The organism is Richelia sinica FACHB-800 (genome assembly GCF_014698825.1).
Classification (GTDB): domain Bacteria; phylum Cyanobacteriota; class Cyanobacteriia; order Cyanobacteriales; family Nostocaceae; genus FACHB-800.
This window is the reverse complement of record NZ_JACJTT010000013.1, coordinates 98,139-119,733: the sequence shown is the minus strand read 5'-3', so window position 1 is coordinate 119,733 and position 21,595 is coordinate 98,139. Positions and strand designations below refer to the sequence as shown.

The window sequence follows — 21,595 nt, the reverse complement described above, 5'->3', positions numbered from 1 at the left end:
TGTTTTAAGCTTTCACTGTCTAGTTTTGGTGGCAGGTCTTTTTCCATAATTGCTATATTCTGCTTCCCATACCACACTTGTCAATACCCCACCACCTGAATCCTTACTCTTCAATTTCAAATTCACTTAATTTATTTATGTCAGTATCTATAAAAAAATCTACATAAAGGCTAATATAAAATAAACGAGCTTTTACTGAATTTAAAGTAATATTTAATGATTTTTCATAAACCCAATTCAAAAAAATATACAGTTCTTTTTCTGGATTTAATAATAAGTCGATTTTCTCCTTCATTATCCATAGATATTCATCTGCTTGCTGAATGAGCGAAAATGCTAGTAAAAAGACTTCTCGCCAACGTTTATCAGTAATATGTGTAAATAAATTTGAATAGATTAATTCAGAATATACTAATTCTTCAGCAGCTAAATATTCTTGAAATATTTGATGCGAAAAAGAATACGTTTGCCAATTTTTCTTTCTCAGAATACCAGACACAAACTCAATATCAGATAATCTGCAAATATTAGTTTTAATTAATGGAAAAATTTCATCTTCTTCAAAAGAAGATATACCCTGCTCAAAGGTAATAGCAGCTATCTTTCGTAAAGTCTTCTTCAACTCATACACATCCAAATAAGCACGATCGTTAAATTGGTTCCATTTCTCTAACAATATGTCAATTCCTTTTTTGAAAATCTTAACTTTTTTTGTGGGTAAATCTCCTCTTTCTATGAAAATTAAACAAATGAGGTGAAGTAGCAATGGTGTATCAGCTAGTTCTCGTATGCGTTTATTTTCCTCTAGTTTAAGCTTATGAGTTAAGTTATTGGCTAATATTTCTTTGCTTAGTTGTGTCCCATCATTACTACCTGCAAACCAATTTTTAATAAAGTTATCTATTTGTAATTGTTCAAATTCAGCTACTTTACATAAATTAAAATTACCAAATAATCTAGATTTATATGCCTGATATTCTTTTCGACAACTCAATATAAATCGGTTGTCACCATACTCATCAACTAATTGATGAATCTCTCTAACAACTGCTTTAATTTTCTCTTCAATAACTTCATCTAACCCATCCAACAAAAACAATAATCTACCGTTATCTAGTAGTATTTTTAATTCCTGTTCTGAAACATGACGGCGGCAATATTTTTTGCGAATGTAGCTGATTAAACTAATTTCATCTGCACTTTTAGCATTCTCAGCCAAAGTTTTCAAACTGATAAAAACAGGTATAGGCTGAGGTTTAAAATTAATATCATCACAGTGAACAGCAATATATTGTAGTAAGGTAGTTTTACCCGCACCTGGTTTACCCAACACCATCAACTTAGGGTTCTTTACCACTACTTCTTCCCATAATTTCCGTTCTGGACTAAACTCCTCTGAACTAAACGGTTGCGACTCATTCAGCGTAGTCTGCACATATATTTGGCTGAGATTCCCCGGCATATGATAATAGAGGAGATTGAATGTACATAAGTTTTCGCACTCGTTTTGTATCGTTTTGTGGAAATGCGATCGCACCTTCTGCACCAGTACCTCAATATCCTCTGGGTTGGTATACTTGTCAGCAAATAAATCCTTGCGTGGTTCAATAAAGTCGCTAATTTTGGCAAGAACATCACCAGGAGTTATAAAACCATAGGCTCGCCTAATATCCTCAAAATTATCTAGAAAACCTCTAATTTTGTCATAATCCCAAATATCATATCCCTTCAAAGGAACGCTATCCTTAAACTCCTCAAAGATATCGTATGCTTTATCTTTGCTTCCCTTATCTTGTACAGGTGTTAAAACAACATTAGTAGCGAAAATATAATAATCAGGCAGGCGACGACCTTTTATTGGATTAGCAAAATCCTTCAGTTCAGATTTTAGCTGCTTCAGCGCCCACTCACCATCTTCTTGTGGATTTTGGGGCTTCTGGCGAAATTTGGCTTGAATTACAATATATCCATTCCAAGGATTCCCCTCAGATGGGTAATGAGTCAGGCCATTAAAGGTAGCTTCACGCCCTCCATCTGGGCCATCACCAAACACCACAACTCCAGAACTAACTACTTTGAGTGCGATCGCTTGGATTAATTGTTCAAAGGAGCGTGTAGATAATCCAGCGAGATTGTAGTCCGTCATGTTGCTGATGTATTATTCAACATTATAGTTATCAATAATACCTCATACTCCTTTCCTTGATTTTGACACCTTCACGATACATTACTCACCGGAATAATTCCGACAAACTCACGTAAAACCCGATGGCAAGCGTCAACAGTTGTCTTGGTATTGGAAATAATTGGTTCTCCGCTTGCGCCGACTTGGGTGACACCTCGTTCTCGCCACAATTGGGAGTCGCGTTGCCAGTCTATTTCTCCCAGTCTACCCAACCACTTCACCAAGTCTTCCGCCGGCACTCGTTCTATTAACAAATCATGCGCCAACATACCCAAAGCCTGAAAAACAACCGCGCTGACTGCTAGTAAGTCTTGTCTTTGGGTAGCCCGTTCCTGTTTATTCATCACCCGCCAAGGATCATTAGGAATAATGCTGGCGGTTGCTGCCCAGAATGTTGTCGCCCAATCAATCAAAGGTTCTAAATCGGTAACAGATTTTAAACTAGGGAACATACGTTGAGTAGCAGTGACTAAAGTTGATAAAGTCAACAACTTAGGATTGTGCTTACCCAAGCCATTTTCCACTGTTTCCACATTGTTACGGAACTGGGGAACTCGTTGCAGCAAACTTTTAGCAATTAATACCGTAGGCGATCGCTGATCAAATGTATGTGACAGTGATACACTTGGCCGTTGTACTAATAGATTTTGGTCACGGAAGGCTTGACGCTCCTCTTCCAATGGCAGTCCAGCATATAAAAGCACTCCTATTTCTAAATTGGAAAGGATAGTTGCCAACTCCGGTTGTTGCTGCTGGATATCTTTAAGTGCCTGACGGATACCAAAACATCTATGCTGACCATCAGTCAAGCGTAGGGAAACCGAATGATAAGGAAGATAGAGACTGCCATCTCTATAAGTGGGTGATGGTTGAACATTGACACAAATGGGTGGAAAAAATGTCGTCCCATCCTGATAAGTTTCCAGTATATAACGAGCGATCGCCTTGACTCTTGTTGGATTGAGTTTACGCTGGGCTAAGTCTGGTAAGTCTGGACTATTAGGAATATACAATCGCTCATCGTCTAGCAGTCGAACTACATCCCCAAAAAACAGACTGCCTACATAACTTTGATGTATTTCTTGCACACCTCGACGCACAGATACAGCCCGAAGTACAAGTTCCATAGTTGATTTCTCCAATTTAATATTTATTGCGAATCAACCATGTACTCATGTATACATGGTAATATTAACAGGATGAGAAAATTGCTCATCCAGCAAGCAAACCTCTACGAAACCTTATGTAAAAATAGGCTTTCGCTTGAGAGCCAATATCAAAGTGCTGCACCCACCGTGCAGGATATGGTCAGTGTTCCTTTCAGAAGATTCATTAAAGATTGGGAAAACCCAAATGAGCAAAACCACTTACTGGATGAGTGACTAGAACAGGCCAAAATAGCCCGCTCAAAATACGGATAACAGAATGGGTGATAGCTGCTAAAGCTTTGCTACTACATAACATTAGCCAACTCTAACTCCAAGTTCATCTACCTTAGAGTTCAACAACCATGAACTTAGACCCCAACGATCTCAAAATACTGGCTGATGAAGTTCTTACCTTCATTGAACAACGCGAAGCAGAACAAGTTGCCTATGGCATTTACGATGTAACAATGACAGGGGTGGAAGTAATTGATAATTTTCAACCCTCTGAAGACATCAGGTTAACCCCCGCAAACAAAACAGAAGCAATCAGAAATGCTTTAGCGCAACTAGCAAAAGACTTGCAAATTATCCGGTTTAACCAAGAAAAATCTCCTGATGGCTGGATTTTTCGCAGTCGAATAGCAGAAACTGTCAGGCTGCTATCAAAACTCCGTCAAAGAATTGTTAGAGAAAATAACCTTAAACCAGCGCACCGCATCAGCAATAGCAAGCGTTTAGTGGCAGATATTAAGTTTAGTGTCGCTTCTCGTCGTGTACCTCGAAGAAACATTGCAGTGCAAACCTGCATGAAACCGTTACATACTGGTAATACAGAGCAACAGCAAGCAGCTAACCTGCTTTTAGAGGTAATTGACACCTATCTACCAAAGCTACGTCAGATGAGCGGCTTCCAAAAACGAACTTTGGAAAGAATCCTCGAAGCAATTGAGTTAAAAGCACAAGAAGGTATTGAAAAAGGTGTTGTAGTTACTGCTAGTACAGGCGCGGGTAAAACCTACGCCTTCTTTTTACCTGTACTGGCCAAAATGCTTCTAGAACGTTGCTTGCGAGGTAGAGAAGGGGTGAAAGCCATTTGCATCTACCCACGGGTGGCGCTGTCTGAAAACCAACTTACTGATTTTATTGAAGTATTATTTTATCTCAACCAAGTTTTAGCAAAGAACAATCTTCCAGAACTGACAATTGGCGTAGAAAGTGGAGCAGCCGTTTATCAAATCCGAGACTTCCAAGATATAACTAGCGATCGCCAACAAAAGCTATCTAAACAACGCGGTTGGACTTATAACGACGAGTATACAGGTTATCTGTCCCCTTTTGCTTACTGCGTAGGCACAGATGGTCAAGCTTGTAAAAAAGATAAACAACGACTGCTTGTCCGTCCCACAGATGCCAAAACTTTGGTCTGCCCGATTTGTGATAAACGCTATCCCTTTATAAAATTTTCTAGGGATATCATGGCAGAGCATCCACCCGATTTGCTCATCGCTACAACAGAATCACTGCATCGACGGTTGTTATCAACAAAATATCAATACCTGTTTGGTAATGACAAGTTTTGTGCGCCTTCCGTTGTCATGTTAGATGAAATTCATCTGCAAACTTCCACAGCCGGAACTCAAGTAGCACTCTTACTGCGGCGCTTGATGGCCAGGATTCGTTTAGGTAAGCAGCATCGCCAAGAACAAAGTAATTTAGCATTTGTAGGACTAAGCGCGACTATTTCCGAACCAATAAATTTTCTTTCAGAGTTATCTGGTATACCCACCCCTCGCATTCGCCGGGTAAATCCTGAAGAAAATGAAATGCAAACCATTGGTGCTGAACGTTACATCTTTGTCCGGGCTGAGGATAACGAAGATACTGCGGTAATTTCTACTTTAATTCAAACGGCGATGTGCGTCCTACACACTATGCCGCAACCATCCGCAGATTCAGACCTTAAACGTTATCGCACATTTGGCTTTGTGCAGTCTTTAGATATTGCTGGTCGCTGGTTATACCAGATGGAAGATGCGGAGAAAGTAAAGCCAGAACAATGCAGAGTCAGAGAAAGATATAAATCGGAAAAAACGCCTCTTGACCAAAGGCAAATTAGCTATGTTCCATTATATGCTTATCGATATCCACCATTTAATCAGCAACTCTTTCCTAACTTCTTTGGTGGCAATTTTACTTATAACTGTGATTGCCATAACAGTAGTAGCCCAGATTTGACTTGTCCATACTTCCAAGCTGGGGAATGCTGGTGGGTACTCAGCCAGAAAGATAAGGCAAGGCAAGAATCTCTAAATATTAAACGGAAAACGGGAAGCGATCGCTCAATTACCATTGAGCCTAATGACGACTTAATCATTACCACAACAGCCTTAGAAGTTGGTTACGATGATGAAGCCTTAATGTGTGTTTTACAATACACCGCACCTGCAAATGTCGCTAGTTTTGTACAACGTAAAGGTCGAGGAGGGCGGAAAGTCGGCACGCGACCAATTGTAGTTACGGTACTTAGCCCCTATAAATCAACTGATTTATTTTTGTTTCGTAACGAACACATACTGACAGACCCTACTTTCCAAAAACTACCTCTCAATTCCCAAAACCGATATCTGCAAAGAATACATGGATTTTATGCTTTCTTCGACTGGTTAGCTTATCGTGCAAGTTGCGCTGGTATCGACCTGGAACTCGATAATTTATCCAGGCAGGGTTACGAGTATTTAATGGAGCAAAGTATCGATTTCAAAGTATTGCTGGAATTTAAAGATTATCTCAAACAAACTTTTGCAATACCAGATGATGCCATCACACAGGTACTTGACGATGAGTCAGAAGGATTTTTGTGTCAAATTTTCTACGAAGGCTTAATGAAAGGAGTAAATTCTCAGTTCGAGCGTGAAGATACCCATCGAGTCAGAGCTAGAAACTTATTATACAAGCATTTACCTGACAATTTATTTTCTGATATTAACTTGCCAGAGGTGCAAGTTGACTACCGTCCCGATAATAACCACCCCAATAAAAAGCCTAACTCCGAAAGTATCAGTTTGGCGGTAAGCGAAACAATCCCTGGTAATGTGACATTTCGTGGTGGTGAAGGTTCAACTTGGATACCACCAGAAATTTTCGATGGAGAACCTTCCCGAATACCCCTGAATCAGTACTACAAATTTCATCGAATTGACGAACGACCTAACACAGTTAACTTGCCAACACGCGCGTTGAAGAAAGTTGACATCATTAAAAAAAGTACCAACTTTTTGAATTTATATCGCCCTACTGCAATTAAGCCCAGGCAGTTTAGTCGAGACCATAACTCATCATATTGGTGGTGTAACCCGGAAACAAAGGAGTTATCTGAAAACCGGACATCCGAAAATGCAGCCCAAGATACGCAACAATTAGCCCACTCCTGTTCAGCGAATGCCATCAGCGCGGTAGCAATTCGCCCAGTCAGGGGTGATACTCCCACACCCGCATATACCCTTAAGCCTGACCATCCCTCACTTACTTGCGACCCATTAGGGCAAGAATTAATCCAACGAATTGTTTTTCACAGTGATGAAACCGCAAATTTGAATTTGTTGGATGTACGGCGAATAATTTTAGGAAGTGAATACACGATTAAATTCCATAATTCACAAACAGAAGAAATTCGTGGAGTTGTGGGTTTTACAGCAGATGAGGAGAGCCTAAACAACTGTGCTTTAGGCTACAAAATATTGACGGAGGGAGTGTGTTTTGACCTCAATCCCGATTTGCTAACCAAGCTGCCATTATCTACTTCGACACAGAAAAATCTGTGTTACCATGCCATCCACCATGCCTTCGTGACTGTTCTCACGGTTGAACATCAGGAAAACTACTTCGCGGCTGAATATCTTGTTAATGTGCTGCTGACTATGGCAGACAGATGGTGTGGTGGAGAGGGAGGAACACCGGGCGGACTGCGTGATTGGTTTACTCGTGGTAACAAGCAGTTTGACCGTTGGTTAACAGAAGCAATCACTGGAATACAGCAGTTGTCCCGGAAAAATCAACAAGCTGTTTACCAATTAATAGAGAGTAGTAATGATTACTTATCAATATTTGTGAACCTGTATGCAGAAATTCATAGCTGTGGTTTGCGCTATCAGCAATACTTACGCGACAGCTTTCAATATAGTCTGACTCAAGCTTTAAAGTCTCTAGCACAGGAAGTTGCAGGTGTTGAGGCACTAAATTATGTTGCAGCTTGGACTGAGTTACACGCCGACTTTGAAGGAATGGCGGCTGACCGAATTTGGTTGTACGAAATTGGTATGGGGGGTATTGGTGTCATGCGGGCAACCCACGACTTGCTACGCAACCATCCTGATAAATTCTGGACAACCCTTGCTAACAAAATGACTCGCTGTACAACTGCCCAAGAGGAAGCGTTTTTGCGTCATTTGTTAGCACAACCTGAGTCTTGGTTAGAGGAATGTGCAACTAGGGTGAGTGAAATTACAACCGCAGGTAAATCTAGCGATCGCCAAAATAAAATTGAAGAGTTAATGGCACAGGTACGGCAACAACTGGGTGTACCTATGCGCCAAACCCAACTCAAAGCTATCTTCCGGGTTTTTATTCCCGACTACAATCAGCAATTAGGGGATACTCCCCTGGTTAACTGGCGTATTTTCCGGGAAATTAACCACGAGTTTCTTCCTGATTGTGCTGAACAGCTAGGACGTGACCCCACATTCACTGAAGCATCGGCACTAGTTTACCGCAAACTCGTAAAAGCTAGACGTGACAATCAAGCACCACCCTATCCAGAGTTAACACGTTTACTGGAAATTTACGAAACTGAATATGGTGATTCAGCTAACGAAGCACGTAAAGCATTTGAAGCAGGGGTGGAACGGCGGATGCTGTTAAATTGTCGCTGCAACTGTTCCAGTTGCCTAGATGACCGTAGTGGTGACATCGAATCCCCTGGTTTAAGCCGTCACCTGCTTAACCGTCCTCTACTTACCGAATGGTTAAATCAGGTTCGCACCCCTCAAACCCTAGAATTAGATGATACTGTAAGCGGTGCTAGCATCTGCGACAAAATGCGCTCCTTACTGGAAAATGGTTGTCAAACAATTTACCTACGGGTGAAAACCGATAATCTTGCATCCCTGTGCGCCACAATTAGCTACTTGACAGACGCAGGTATCGACACAGATATCGGTATGGTTTACCCCATGATTACCGATATTCAAACCATATACTCTAACGACTTAAGACCAAGCCAAGCATCTGTAATTCAAGTAACAGTTCGTACCATTAAGTAATACCATTTCGCAAAAAATATGATACAAATGCAAACGTCCAAACCTATGCTACGTCTGATTTCCTTAATTTTGAATTTTGAATTTTGAATTTTGAATTTTGAATTTTGAATTAGTATGAGGTTTCGCCAGTGGCAAAGCAATCAACGCAATTGCAACGCAGTGGTCAGGCAATGTTTTACAACTTTCTACTCAATGAGATTTTAGCATCACAACTAGAGGGCAGTTATGAATTTTGGATTGTCTCACCTTGGGTTACAAATTTCCGTTTAGAAGAACCCTATTATGTCTCATTCGGGGAAATTGTAGAGACAAAGCAGGAAGCACTACATCTATTTGACATACTGCATCAAATGGCTGCCAATGGGGGTAAAGTGTACATCACAATAGGTAGCGATAAAGAATATCATCCTTTATTAAGACAACTGAGCAACAAAAGCGATCGCATTCAGGTAAGAATCCTCTCAGAATTGCACGCCAAAGCCTATGTTGGTCGTTACGGTGCAGTTGACGGTTCCCTGAATTTGACCGCAGGAGGTGTCAATCAAAACATTGAGTTGTACACTTACAATCATGACGAACGAAGTATTGCTCAGTTGCGGCAAGTTTGCATACAGCATTTTGAACAAGGGTTGCCACTGTAATGTCGTTTCAATATGAAATTAATGCAAAACTGGGAAGTGCTGACCAAGTGGGGTTACGTTTGCTATGTAATAGTCAAACTCAAGCAGAAGAAATTCATCGAGAAATCAGACAAGCTGGTTTTAAAGTAACTCGCCTGATGTCTTCGATTGATGAAAATTATACCCATTTTATCTACCTAAATGCTACAGAAGATCACGTCAGTAGTGCTATGCTACAAATTAACGCTAATATTTTAGCTTTAAATAATGTTAATAGCGTCAAAAAAGAACCAAGTATTAAAGACTTTAAAACATGGCAAAATCTATTTCGCAAAGCCATCAAACAATTAAATAGCGACTATCAAAATCCTATCAGTTCAGTCCAAGAAATTAATCAAAATATCCTTGAACAAAAAATTACGGCTGGACGTATTACTGAAGTTGAAAACTATTTGCTTCGGCAAGCTGATGTTAATGATAGTAACGCTTTGCGAACATTAATTGCTCTTTACGCCAAGACAGAACAGCATGAACAATTAGTAGAACTTTGCAAAGCTAAATATAGCAATATTTTAGCTTTACCTGTTTCTGGAAGGTTGGTAGAGCAGTTAGTAACTGCTCATCTCCAATATTATCAACAAACAAAAAAACAAGAGTTATTAGGTTCTGTACAAGCATTAGCACAAGAATTTTTACCTGAATTAGAGCGTTTACGCCAAGCCAACGGAGTGCGGAAACTATTGCAGTTGCCTTTGGTTTCTCAAGAAAATCCACCAAAAATAGAAGGAGCTACACTCAACGAACAATTAGCAGGGTTATTAGAAATTGAGCCAGGCGAACGTATTGCCCAACTTGAGAAACTCAAACAAAACTATCCCAAAGCTATTAATGTAATACTAATTTTAGCGGATTCTTATATATCAATTAATAATACAGAAGATGCTTTAAAAATATATCAATCCATTCCCGAACAAACAGAAGAAGTTAAACAACGTTACGCAGAACTACTTTTAAATACTTATCGTTTCCAAGAAGTAACGGAATTATTGCCAAGTGTAATTTCTGAACTATCACCCGCGTTGTCGGGTTTGCGTGGTGCTGCTCTTTATAACTTAGGGCAACAAAACCAAGCCAGTGAATTTCTAGAAAAGGCTTGGGAAGGAGGGGAACGTAGCGTTCAAATCCTGCTACCTTTAGCAAAATTATGGGCTACAGTAGGTGATCCAGTAAAAGCAGGAGAGGTATATCAAATACTTCTAGAAACATCTAATGAAAAGTTGACCTTGGAAGACCGCGCTTTAATAGCCAGAGTAGCTAATTTAGATGGTTTTGGTAATATTGATGACGAGCAGAAACTTAGTTATTATGAGGAATGTGTAAATTTGGCTGGAGTACGCTTGCTGGATTTACCAGAGGCAGAAGAAATATTAAAAGATAGATTAGATTTATGGAAAAAATTACTAAATACGCAAGGGATTATTAAGGCTTATGCTGACTGGCTAGATTGGCTCGCTAACAAGGAAAAGTGGGAATCCTTAAACAAAGAATTAGATATTTTAAGAAATTTTGCCTTCCAACAAAAAATCAGTTCACTACAGTATTTTGAATTACTTGAAGGGCTGGAAGGCTACATTAATTTACAACCCACTTTACGTCCAACTTTAGCAAATGATTACTTTGGTTTAGCGATCGCTGAAATAGATAACGCATTACGTCAAGGAGAAGCCGAAGCATCTTTTTTTCAAGATTTGAAACTGGCTTTATTCTGTCTTAACTCAGATTTCGCAAATGACCTTGTTAAGTATCGCCAACAACTTCGTGCTGACGCTTCTAAGTTGGATGTACAAGTCGCTTTAGATGAAAATACAGTATCAACAACTCAAAACTTGGCATCCATACGTCTTGCACTGGTCGGTGGCCACCAAGCAACTAGACGAGAAATCATCCGTGAATTGTGCGAAAATTACGGATTACAAAATTATATTGAGGTTGCTCCCTCAAGTGAGGCATATATAAGTCGTAGTAACGTACAGGCACAAATAAGCAACTGTAATCTGATTGCAGTAATTACTGGATATATGGGTCATGATTTAAGCCAAATCATATCTGACTTAAAAAAAGATGGCGCTTTAACAGGCGAAGTATTTTTTCTCGCTTGTCGTGGCAAAAGTGGAGTAGTTCGCGCAATTCTTAATAAGGTGCAACAAAATGGCTGATTATACACTCAGAGAAGTTCAACAACAAGTTGATGCTTGGGTATTAGAAGTAGGTAAGGGATACTGGAGTCCCCACGAAATGTTAGCTCGACTAGTTGAGGAGGTGGGTGAGACATCTCGATTGATTAACCATCTGTATGGCCCCAAGAAAAAGAAGAATAGCGAATCGGCTCAAGAACTATCAGGTGAACTTGCTGATATTTTGTTTGCTGTGATTTGCCTAGCTAATTCCCAAGGCATTGATTTACAGGAGGCTTTTGAGCAGATGATGACCAAGTACACCACACGAGATAAGGAAAGATATTAAATTTAGTAGACCGAAAAAATTTTTGATAGCTATATCTAGCAAACTGCTTGCTAATTTTCAGGAGCGGGACTTAACCCTGTTCTGTCACTCTCCGAAAACATTTGCCATTTCTGAATTCTAGAGTCTTTGCATAGGAAGCGATGGCACAATTTTTTGCTAATCACAAATGTAATACCCATTTTTTTCTAATAGGATAGCTTGTATGGATGGACTGATAAAGCTTTCAGAGATTGCCCTCCCGGAAAGTGACAAAAGAGGGATATCCCTCTTCTGTCAGTCTCCGAAAACACTTGCCATTTCTCAATTCTGGAACAGTTGTGTGGAAAGCGATAAGCGAAGCTTAAGCCTGCGGCTATGGCTCAGTTATTTCGGAGTATAATTTCCACAAGGGTAAAAGATGACAAAATTGTGGCTACAGAAACATCAAACGATTGATATTACGTCTCTTTGGGATTTTTTATTAGTAGGAAAACCGGAAAGTGACAGAAGAGGGGTATTTGCTGGAAATTGTTGATTATTTTTGCACTAAGGGTAATTTTTTCATATTTTGGCTACTACTACCGGACAAACTGCGGAAATACAGACCGCCAATACTGATTAAAAACCCTAGGTATGCCACTGCTTGGACTATATATATCTGGTCTCTATAACCAAACAATGACTTGAGGATTATTCCTGGGAAAGCATCATCAGGTAAAATTTTCTCTGTATTCCAAACCATTGGCCCTAAAATACAGGAATGAATTTTCGTAAAGTGCTCGTAATAAAAACACAGATTTTCTGATGCTCTATTTCCTAGAGAAAAATTGGCAATAGCTTCATCAAAATGATGTAAGGCAGACATCACCAAACCAGCTACTATCAAAACTAATAAAACGCCCATCACTTGGAAAAATTGGCGAATATTAATCTTGACACCCCATTTAAATAAAAGTACACCAATGGCTGTAGCTACAGCTAAACCCGCAATTGCTCCTAAACTGGGAATTAACCCCTGTTGAAAATTTGCGGCTACAAATAAAACTGTTTCAAAACCTTCGCGGACAACAGCAATTAAAATTAAACTAAAAACCCCCCAACCGGCGTTAGCATTTTGTGAAATTGCATCTGTCACTGCTCCTTCCACTTGGGCTTTCATTAATTTGGCTTGTTTAGTCATCCAAATCAACATCCAACTGAGCATAACTATTGCCAATACACCAAATACACCTTCTAGGAGCGGTTCAACAATGGAGGTGTATTGAGGGTTAATTGAGCCTAAAAATTTAATTATCCAAGTAAATAAAATACCTATTAAAGCGCTGACTAAAATACCAACGCCAACACCAGCATAAACCCAAGAATTTAATCGAGATTGTTTAGCTTTTTTTAATAAAGCAAGAACAATACCAACGACTAGGGCGGCTTCTACTCCTTCTCGGAGAGTAATGACAAAAGTGGGTAAAGCAATACTAAAATTCATCGTTAGCTATTGTTGAACAGGTGTGAATTACAATGGGTGGAGTTGACCACCCAGAGAATTTATCGATTAACTAAAATCGCGTAACATTTTTTTCAGTTCAAGATTGTGCATCTCTTCTTGTCCAATCATGCCACGAGCGAATTCTTCTAGATAAATGCTGGCATCAGTCACAGTTTCTAGGAGACTTTTGTACATATCCAATGCTTTTCTTTCATGGGATAAACTTTCTGCCAAAATATCTTTGACTGTATGCTTGAAAGTTTCTTCCATAGGGGCAATTCTCAATGTAGGATGTCCATCTAAGCCTGTGAGAATTTCGCCTACTTGTTGGGCATGAAGTAAAGATTCACTCGCTTGAGCTTTGAAAAAAGCTACAATGGGTATGCGGTTTGGGCCAGTTACCATCAAGGAATAATGGGTATAGCGAACCACCCCCGCTAGTTCAAATTCCATGATGGCGTTGAGTAGGTCGATGGTTTTTTGTTGGTCAAGCTCGCGCATTATGTTGTTAAGTTCAGCAGAATTACAAGTTGAGAGCAATTGGTATTCAGTGAAGAGTTATACATGTAGCTGTTTTGGCAACCTGGTTAGTTTCCACTCTTAACTTTTGACTATTTTCTCTCTTTTCAACTATTTTAAACTTCTTACCTTGGGAGTCCAATGGTATGGGAATTTTAAACCTGTGCTTTGGTGCTAGTTTTTTCCCTAGCTTTTTGCGAGTTTTCCTCGATAGTTTTGATTAATTTGGTCACATCCTCAGGAGTTTTCACCGCTTGAGCAGGAGGAATAGCAGCAGGCCAGACTTTAATTAATTCAGCTAGAGCAGTATCAATTGCTTTGTGTGCTTCTGGACTATCTTTAGTGACTTGACTAGAAATAGTCTTATATAAGTCGTTAGCATAGAAGACGAAGCCACGAGAGTCTTGATACTCAATGGGTGCTGTGATTTTGCCCTTAGCTACAGCTGCACCATATTCAGAGTTAGCGGCATCAAGTAAGCCGTTGACAACTTGAAGGACAAAAGCTGGTTTAGCTAGCTCTTCTTTGGGTAAAGCAGCGATCGCACCATCTACCGCTTGCAGAGAATTGGTAAAATTGGTCTTAATTTGGGCACTTTTTGGGCTAGATTTGACCAAATCTTGCAAAGTAATCAATTCAGTCTTAAATTCTTTGACTTTACGCTCGTTTAATTGCTCTTCTACATCAACATAAATTTCCTCCACTGGATGGCCAATGTGTGGTTCAGCTTGTTTTGGTTGATTTTGGTCTAGCAATTCCTTAGCCACAAACAGATGTCCCTTCATCAGCCCTAATTTGGTCATGTAGTCAACATCTTTGGCTTCACCTGTCAGTACCACATCCTCCACCGTCACCATATCTTTGATTTCGTCAAATTGCCCTTGACTAATCACTTTTTTGGCTACTAAATCTTGAGTAGAGGCATAAGGACGACTAGCTTGTATTTTATTTGACAATGCTGGTACACCAAGTTTTGCCTCTAACTTATCCAACTCCGATAAAATCCCATTATTAATATTGATTTTAGCTTGATGGTTATGACTGCTGTGAGAGCTAGTTTCAGTCACCTGAGGAGTTGAGTTAGTTGTCAATGCGGACAGGTCTTCTTTGGTTGGTGTACCTCCTGTACAAGAACTCAGGGAAACTAGGGCACAACTAGCAATAGCCAAAAAGAGATAGCGAGGCTTAAACATTGTTAATCCTGAAGGATGAGATACTTATAGGGAACTTGCAAGAATTTACTAGTAAATCTTATCTTGATTTATCATAAATGAAAGTATTTATCAAATAGTTGTAGTGATTTTATGTATAATTTTTATGTTTTTTTAATTAAAATGTCCATGTTATAACCTGAAAGCCTATGTTTTGCTGGTTTTTTCTCTCGCTTATATGCTACTAAAGTCTCTGATGATGTTGAAGTGTATACTCACAGTTTCAGTTAACTAATGAGAAGATTAATTATTTATTGAGATGGGGGTGTAGAGAACAAGAGTGGCTATATGTTCACTACTATGTCACTACCTTTATGTTTCAGTTGATCAATTACTTTAAACTGCCAAACCTCTGGCATTGCCATCAAAAACTCAAAAATTAGGGCTTTGAGTGCGGCCAGTGTGAGCATTTTTTTGAGCGTATTTTAAATTCAATTGGTATTCATTAATCTTGTTTATAGCCACATTATAATGACTACTTACAGAAGAAATATTTTCCAACCAGTGAATAGATTTTTGCCAATTATTAGCTACTGTCTTCCATTCTCTAAAAGATTTTGCAGTTTGAGTTAATTGAGCAGCCTTTGTGGCCTGATTTATCCCTTGACGAAAATTATAGTGATCGAAATTTTTGAAGACAATCCCTAAATTCCATAGTTTAATTACGGCATTTCCATCTCCACTAATTAAAGTTTGACTATTGGGAGTAAATGCTAAAGATAAAACAGCCTTATTATGACCTGTTAAAGTGTCGATTAATTGCCCATTCTTGACATGCCACAACTTAATAGTCTGATCATAACTACCACTAGCCATGATTTTGCTATCAGGACTAAAAGCTATAGTACTAATAGCTTGATTATGTCCATTCAAAACCTGAAATAATTGCCCTGTTTCCACATTCCATACTCTAATTGTACGGTCAGCACTAGCACTAGCTAAATATTTACCATTGGGGCTAAAAGCTATAGATAAAATAGGTGATTCATGGGCTGCTAGAGGAGTTCTGAGGGCACCACTAGGAATAGACCACATCATGATTGTACCCTTTTCACCACCACTAGCGAGAATTTTGCCATCTGGGCTAATAGCAACGGCTCTATTTTCCTCTGATTTGTGGAAATTGTGAATAACAGTACCTGTTTGTAAATTCCAAAGTTTTACTGTTTTATCCCAACTACTGCTCGCTAAAATTTTACTATCAGGGCTAAAGGTAACAGCTTTGACATCATCAGTATGTCCTGATAAAGTTTTAATCAATTCTCCAGTTTGTAAATTCCAAAGTTTTACTGTTTTATCACAACTACCACTAGCAATAAATTTATTATTGCCACTAATGGCGACAGAACTAATTGAATTGCTATGTCCATGTAATGTATGAAAGATTTGACCTGTATTAATGTTCCAAATATTGATATTTTTATCATGATTACCATTAACTAAATATTTACCATTGGGACTAATAGCTAAAGAATAAATACGGATTCCTGCTGTTTTCCAAGTTTGATATTTCTGATGAATGAATTGATTAATTATTTGGGTATGGTTATGGTAATTCGCTTGAATCGCATACTCTATAAAATTCAAGCTCATCACAGAAAAAAAATAAATAATTCTAATTTTAAGAAATTTTGGACGGTCGCCTGATTATTTTTGATTGCAAAATTTGGACATAATTTTTGTGTCATATCGTGATTAAGTTAGTTATTGTTGGGCTGAATGAAAACAAAAAAAAATTAAATTTAAATTAAATACTGGCATTTTCTATCCATCTTCTTCTCATAAATAAAATTATGACTAAACTATTAATTGTTAAGGCGATGATAGTTAATAAATTCCATTGGCCAGACATTTTTTCTGAGATATGCCAAAAGAGTAAAAACATGGCTGTATAAGTTAATTGATGTAAAAGTCGCCAGTTTTTTTTCATTTTTTTAGTACACCAATCATTGGATGTTAAAGCCAACAACATGAAGATAAATAATGTGGCAATACCATCTAGAATTAGCCCGTAGGTTTGGAGGTCTAATAAATCTATATTTCTTTTGAGAATTAATAAAAAAGCATGATAACAAGCCAATAAAAAAGCTAAAACTCCTAATTGGCGACGATGTTTTAATAATTGACTGATAAATTTAGCTTTTTTAAATTGTGGAAAAACAATTTTGACAGATGTGGGCAACAGAGTTAAAGCGTAACAGATAACGGATAAAAATCCAAAAATGTTAGATAGGGGTAAGCTAGCAAGTGTCAACATAGTATTTAGTTGTTATTTAATTGAAGTGAATAAGTCTTTTCTCGTTATTGGTTGAATGGATAAAGCATACAAAATCAGGCATTTGATCGATGATAACAATCATCAAAGGCAACGCTTCATGATTTCTTTATTTTTTATCTACAGCTATCCTAAATCATTTTTAAGCATTTTTTTATAAACTTTTTTTCAGTACAATTATATTGACTGAATCTTGTTTAATAATGATACTAAAATGAGAAAAAAAGGGCAGATAACAGAAGGGAAAAGGTCATTGTTTTACCAAGATTTAAGCCATATCTACTTTCTAACACATGAGTTTACTAACCTGACTAAATCAAAGGGTTAGTTGCCTTTACTTAAATGAGTTGGCATTTCCTTTAATCACCTTTTACCTGCTACAAGACAATGCCATCTGAAAATACTGTAATTATGGTATTCTTCACCTCAAGTATTCAGTAAGGGGTGGCTAAAGTTGATTAATGCTGATTAAAAAATAATCCGCAATAATTGGCATCTAAGTGCGCTAGATAGAAGTTTTGGCATCATTTTCTGGCACAACTTCAAATTGACCCATACATCCGTTTTCAGCTACAGCATCCTGATGGGGATGAAACATATATTTACCTGGATAGCGGAAGCTAAATTCCAAAATATGCCTTTCCGCTACACCCATGGTGATGACATCAGTTTTTTCGCTGGGTGTCATGGTCATACCTGAACGATAGACATCGAAAAAATTGGCGTGGAGGTGAAAAGTGACTGCGGGGTCAAATTCAATGATATTTAACACATATAATCGAATTAATTGATTTTGATAAATACGGATGGGGTTGTGCATGTAATGATGTGGTAACCCATTGAAAGCATAATATTCATTGTGGTTATCATCATTCACGTCATAGCCAGACATAATCAATACGATTTCATCGGCTGGGGGACGGGGTGTAGGTGGGTCAATAATAAACATGCCATATAACCCCTTGGCGATGTGACGGGTGACTGGTTCAACGTGACAGTGGTAGAGATGAACACCATAGGGTTCGGCATCAAATTCGTAAATTGTGGCTTTTCCGTTTCCCACTGGACGAACTCCATCCATTCCGGAAGGATGAACACCGTGGAAATGTAGTGAATGGGAATGTCCAGCTTGGTTAAGGAAAACTATTCGGACTCGTTCCCCTTGTTTGACTCGTAATGTGGGGCCGGGAATGCGTCCATTTAAATCCCAAATATTGTAGGTGACGGCACTGTTTAACTGAATTGTGGAAGTACCGGCAGTTAGTTGAAATTCGCGAATAGTCCGGCCATTTTCTTGTTTAATTGTGCCGTATTCAAACTCTCGTAAAACTTGCATGGGGTTGGCGGCATCATGGTGTACATGATTTGCCATCATTCCCATGGGTGGCACTTTGACTTTTGACTGATTTTTGACGTTAAGTGTTTGCCATATGGCTGCTGCGCCAGCGATACCCGCACTTGTTAATCCCAGTTTCAGCAGTTGACGACGGTTCCAAAGTTGCTCTTTACTCAGGGTAAAGCGGTTAGACATGATCTGGGTGAAGACTTTTAAAAGGAACTGCTGTAGAAAAATTGCTAAAGATTTGCAATTAGCTGTGGGTATAATATAGGACTGAACAATGATTGTCAATCATTTAATGACAATAATGGTTGAGCTTTGAATGTATTGATGGCTACAATTTTTCAGGTTTTATTGTTTGGGGGGTAGGGAAAATATTGTTAATTAAATACTGCTAATATTTCTCATTATAGAGCACAGTGTTGGGCAGCATATTCAGATACATTTAGCCACCGCTGACTGGGGGAATTAACACAACTTCATCACCATTTTCCATGGGTGTGTCTGGTTGAACAAATTGAAAATTAATGCCAAAGCGGGTGAGGTTACGCCATTGGTCTAGTTCTGGATGTTGGTTAATTAAGCGATCGCATACTGCGGCTACAGTTGTACCAGGGGGGAAATCTAAAACTAGTTCGCTCACTCCACAGGCTTCTTGATAAGCGGCGAATAACTTCACCGTAACGGTAATGGTATATGACGACATAAAACTCAGCGAACAATTTGCTTCAAGCGTTGGAAATCTTGCTGTACTTCACTCCATAAAGCCTTGTTATAGGGGTCTGTTTTTAAGGCTTTGTGTAAATAAATTCTAGCTTTTGGCAATTGCTTTTCGGTAATGAGTGCCCGTCCCCAAATTTGATAAGCAATCGCCTGCCATTGACGAACTTCTGCATCTTTTGGTAATCTGGCTGCTAACGCTTCCGCCAGAGCGATCGCTTGAGGAAAACGTTTAGCTTGCAAAAATCGCTGCAACTGCTCGTAGGTTTTCCATTTTAGCTGCTGCTCTATATCTTCTAATTTGGGTGGATGGGGTGTGACAGTTGTTTTCCTGCCTACTTTAGAGGCCTTTGCCTCACCATCACTCCCTGGTTGAACAGAAGATGAGTTTGCTGGGACAGGTGAGTCATCTGGGGGAACAACCGTCTGTAGAAATTTATAAGCTTCCGTCAGAGCAATAAACTTTTCTTTAGCTTTTAAATCATCTGGGTTAATATCGGGATGATACTGTTGCACCAATCGCCGATAAGAGGCTTTAATGTCAGAAAATGAAGCTCCTGATCTCAAGCCCAATAAACGATAGCAATCTCCAAGTTCCATCTTGAGCCATCAGTTAATCAATATTGATTGTATATATCAACAATTAGCGCTGAATACTAAATGTTGGAACTGCCAATCATAAGAAAGAATTTTATACTTTAATGTTCACAATTGACCGTTTGTCAATATGAATAAAGGAAAGCAAATGGTGAAGATTCACAATTTTGTGATCTTTCGTGCCTTGCTTCCCGTTATTGATACCAGATTACTGGCGTTCTTCAATTACACGGTCAATCAAACCATATTCTTTAGCTTCTTGAGCAGACATGAAAAAGTCTCTATCCATATCTTTTTCAATTTTGGCTAAAGATTGACCAGTATTATCAGCATAAATTTGGTTTAATTGGTTACGAATGCGGAGAATTTCTCTAGCTTCAATTTCGATATCAGAAGCTTGTCCACGAGTGCCACCAGAAGGTTGGTGAATCATGATTCGAGAATGGGGTAAGGCGAGACGTTTGCCTTTAGTACCAGCAGCCAACAGGAAAGAACCCATGGATGCAGCCAAACCAACGCAAATTGTTACCACATCAGACTTGATGTGTTGCATGGTGTCATAAATCGCCAAACCGGATGTGACCATCCCACCGGGAGAATTGATATATAGATAAATATCCTTACCTGGATCTTCTGAATCCAGATAGAGCATGACGGCAATAATTTGGTTAGCGATTTCATCATCTACATCTCTGCCCAAGAAAATGATTCTCTCACGGTAGAGGCGATCGTAAATGCTAATCCAGTCTGTAAATTGCCCTCCGGGCATCCGGTAAGGAACTTTAGGAACACCTATAGGCATTTTAACTACTCCGTTTGTAATGAGTCAGGTGACAGGGGATAGGTAACAGGTAACAGAGAAGAAGAGGTGATAGAGTCAGAATTTTCTTCCTCAGCTGACCTTGTTTCCTTTAAAGCACACTAGCGGGAAGAGGCGGATTAGCGAGTTCTTCTTTCTCAAAAACTCGGTCAATTAAACCGTACTCCTTCGCTTGGTGGGGAGTCATGTAGAACAGGCGATCCATGTCCTTAGTAATTTTTTCTGGTAACTGTCCAGTAGTACGAGACAGAATATCAACCATAGAAGCTTTGTTAGCTAAAACTTCCCTGGCGCGAATTTGAATATCTGTAGCTTGGCCTTGGGCGTAGCTCTTGGGCTGGTGCAGAATAATTGAAGAATGCGGCAAACTAGCACGACAACCTTTAGTACCAGCACTGAGGAGCATTGCTGCCATACCCATTGCTGAACCAATACAAATGGTGTGGATGGGCGGCTTGATGTATTTCATGGTGTCATAGATAGCGAAAGCTTCAGTTTCAAAACCGATAGGTTCGCCACTGTAACCAGAAGTGCCAGTAGAGTTGATGTAAATTTTAATAGGTTTGTCTGGGTCGTCGGACTGCAAAAACAGCAACTCAGCAATAATTAGTTCTGTAACCGCAGGCACCAGTGGCATCCCCAGATAGACAATTCGCTCCTTCAAAAGCAGGGAAGGTAAATCTGGCGGCGGTGTCCGGTAGAAGTTATCGCCGTAGTAGGGGGCTTGCACAGCCTTGATGGGGGAAATGTCCATAGCAACTGATAGCCTGAAATTGTGCCGTTAACTGTAATACATCCTAGCGCGATGCCAGCTATATTGAGGGTGTGGATTCCTCTCTCATCCCTCAAAAATTTGGG

Annotated in this window: 16 protein-coding genes; 4 read left to right on the top strand and 12 right to left on the bottom strand. The window is 39.2% G+C overall.

Annotated features, from left to right (window positions below; all coding sequences use genetic code 11):
- Nucleotides 1-103 precede the first annotated feature (103 nt).
- Both H6G73_RS24985 and H6G73_RS11885 read right to left on the bottom strand, forming a co-directional pair.
- Nucleotides 104-2,056: an NACHT domain-containing protein gene (locus H6G73_RS24985; RefSeq protein WP_190604608.1), complete on the bottom strand. Its 1,953-nt coding sequence runs from the start codon at nucleotides 2,054-2,056 to the stop codon at nucleotides 104-106.
- Nucleotides 2,057-2,217: 161 nt separating this feature from the next.
- Nucleotides 2,218-3,312: a DNA sulfur modification protein DndB gene (locus H6G73_RS11885; RefSeq protein WP_190604607.1), complete on the bottom strand. Its 1,095-nt coding sequence runs from the start codon at nucleotides 3,310-3,312 to the stop codon at nucleotides 2,218-2,220.
- A 383-nt stretch (nucleotides 3,313-3,695) separates the two neighbouring features.
- Here H6G73_RS11885 and H6G73_RS11880 point away from each other — a divergent pair, with 383 nt between their 5' ends.
- The 4 genes from H6G73_RS11880 to H6G73_RS11865 all read left to right on the top strand — a co-directional run bounded on the left by H6G73_RS11880 (nucleotide 3,696) and on the right by H6G73_RS11865 (nucleotide 11,794).
- Nucleotides 3,696-8,651: a DEAD/DEAH box helicase gene (locus tag H6G73_RS11880; protein ID WP_190604606.1), complete on the top strand. Its 4,956-nt coding sequence runs from the start codon at nucleotides 3,696-3,698 to the stop codon at nucleotides 8,649-8,651.
- A gap of 128 nt (nucleotides 8,652-8,779) precedes the next feature.
- The gene (locus tag H6G73_RS24800; protein ID WP_190604605.1) at nucleotides 8,780-9,292 is read left to right on the top strand and encodes a phospholipase D-like domain-containing protein; all 513 of its coding nucleotides are present in this window, start codon (nucleotides 8,780-8,782) and stop codon (nucleotides 9,290-9,292) included.
- Entirely contained in the window at nucleotides 9,292-11,487 is a 2,196-nt protein-coding gene (locus H6G73_RS11870) for a tetratricopeptide repeat protein (protein ID WP_190604604.1), read from the top strand. The genes H6G73_RS24800 and H6G73_RS11870 overlap by 1 nt, the downstream gene beginning before the upstream one ends.
- Nucleotides 11,480-11,794 carry a nucleotide pyrophosphohydrolase gene (locus tag H6G73_RS11865; RefSeq protein WP_190604602.1) on the top strand — a complete coding sequence of 105 codons (315 nt, stop codon included), beginning with the start codon at nucleotides 11,480-11,482 and terminating at the stop codon, nucleotides 11,792-11,794. Before H6G73_RS11870 ends, H6G73_RS11865 begins: the two co-directional genes overlap by 8 nt.
- A 514-nt stretch (nucleotides 11,795-12,308) precedes the next feature.
- On the opposite strand, the gene H6G73_RS11860 is transcribed toward H6G73_RS11865, so the two are convergent.
- The 10 genes from H6G73_RS11860 to H6G73_RS11815 all read right to left on the bottom strand — a co-directional run bounded on the left by H6G73_RS11860 (nucleotide 12,309) and on the right by H6G73_RS11815 (nucleotide 21,491).
- On the bottom strand, nucleotides 12,309-13,256 hold the full coding sequence (locus H6G73_RS11860; RefSeq protein WP_190604600.1) for an FTR1 family iron permease: 948 nt from the start codon (nucleotides 13,254-13,256) through the stop codon (nucleotides 12,309-12,311).
- Nucleotides 13,257-13,322: 66 nt separating this feature from the next.
- Nucleotides 13,323-13,757: a ferritin-like domain-containing protein gene (locus tag H6G73_RS11855; RefSeq protein WP_190604598.1), complete on the bottom strand. Its 435-nt coding sequence runs from the start codon at nucleotides 13,755-13,757 to the stop codon at nucleotides 13,323-13,325.
- Nucleotides 13,758-13,930: 173 nt separating this feature from the next.
- Complete coding sequence (locus H6G73_RS11850; protein ID WP_190604596.1) at nucleotides 13,931-14,968, bottom strand: helix-hairpin-helix domain-containing protein; 1,038 nt, start codon at nucleotides 14,966-14,968, stop codon at nucleotides 13,931-13,933.
- Between the two features lie 390 nt (nucleotides 14,969-15,358).
- Nucleotides 15,359-16,579, bottom strand: coding sequence for a WD40 repeat domain-containing protein (locus H6G73_RS11845; RefSeq protein ID WP_190604594.1), 1,221 nt, complete (start codon nucleotides 16,577-16,579; stop codon nucleotides 15,359-15,361).
- Between the two features lie 154 nt (nucleotides 16,580-16,733).
- Nucleotides 16,734-17,243, bottom strand: a complete 510-nt coding sequence (locus H6G73_RS11840) for a ferric reductase-like transmembrane domain-containing protein (RefSeq protein ID WP_190604592.1) — start codon at nucleotides 17,241-17,243, stop codon at nucleotides 16,734-16,736.
- Nucleotides 17,244-17,766: 523 nt separating this feature from the next.
- The gene (locus tag H6G73_RS11835; protein ID WP_190604590.1) at nucleotides 17,767-18,792 is read right to left on the bottom strand and encodes a multicopper oxidase domain-containing protein; all 1,026 of its coding nucleotides are present in this window, start codon (nucleotides 18,790-18,792) and stop codon (nucleotides 17,767-17,769) included.
- Between the two features lie 253 nt (nucleotides 18,793-19,045).
- Entirely contained in the window at nucleotides 19,046-19,306 is a 261-nt protein-coding gene (locus H6G73_RS11830; RefSeq protein ID WP_190604588.1) for a MoaD/ThiS family protein, read from the bottom strand.
- A gap of 5 nt (nucleotides 19,307-19,311) precedes the next feature.
- Complete coding sequence (locus tag H6G73_RS11825) at nucleotides 19,312-19,920, bottom strand: J domain-containing protein (protein WP_190604586.1); 609 nt, start codon at nucleotides 19,918-19,920, stop codon at nucleotides 19,312-19,314.
- Between the two features lie 205 nt (nucleotides 19,921-20,125).
- On the bottom strand, nucleotides 20,126-20,719 hold the full coding sequence (locus H6G73_RS11820; RefSeq protein ID WP_190604584.1) for an ATP-dependent Clp protease proteolytic subunit: 594 nt from the start codon (nucleotides 20,717-20,719) through the stop codon (nucleotides 20,126-20,128).
- A gap of 109 nt (nucleotides 20,720-20,828) precedes the next feature.
- Nucleotides 20,829-21,491, bottom strand: coding sequence for an ATP-dependent Clp protease proteolytic subunit (locus H6G73_RS11815; RefSeq protein WP_190604582.1), 663 nt, complete (start codon nucleotides 21,489-21,491; stop codon nucleotides 20,829-20,831).
- Between the last annotated feature and the right edge of the window lie 104 nt (nucleotides 21,492-21,595).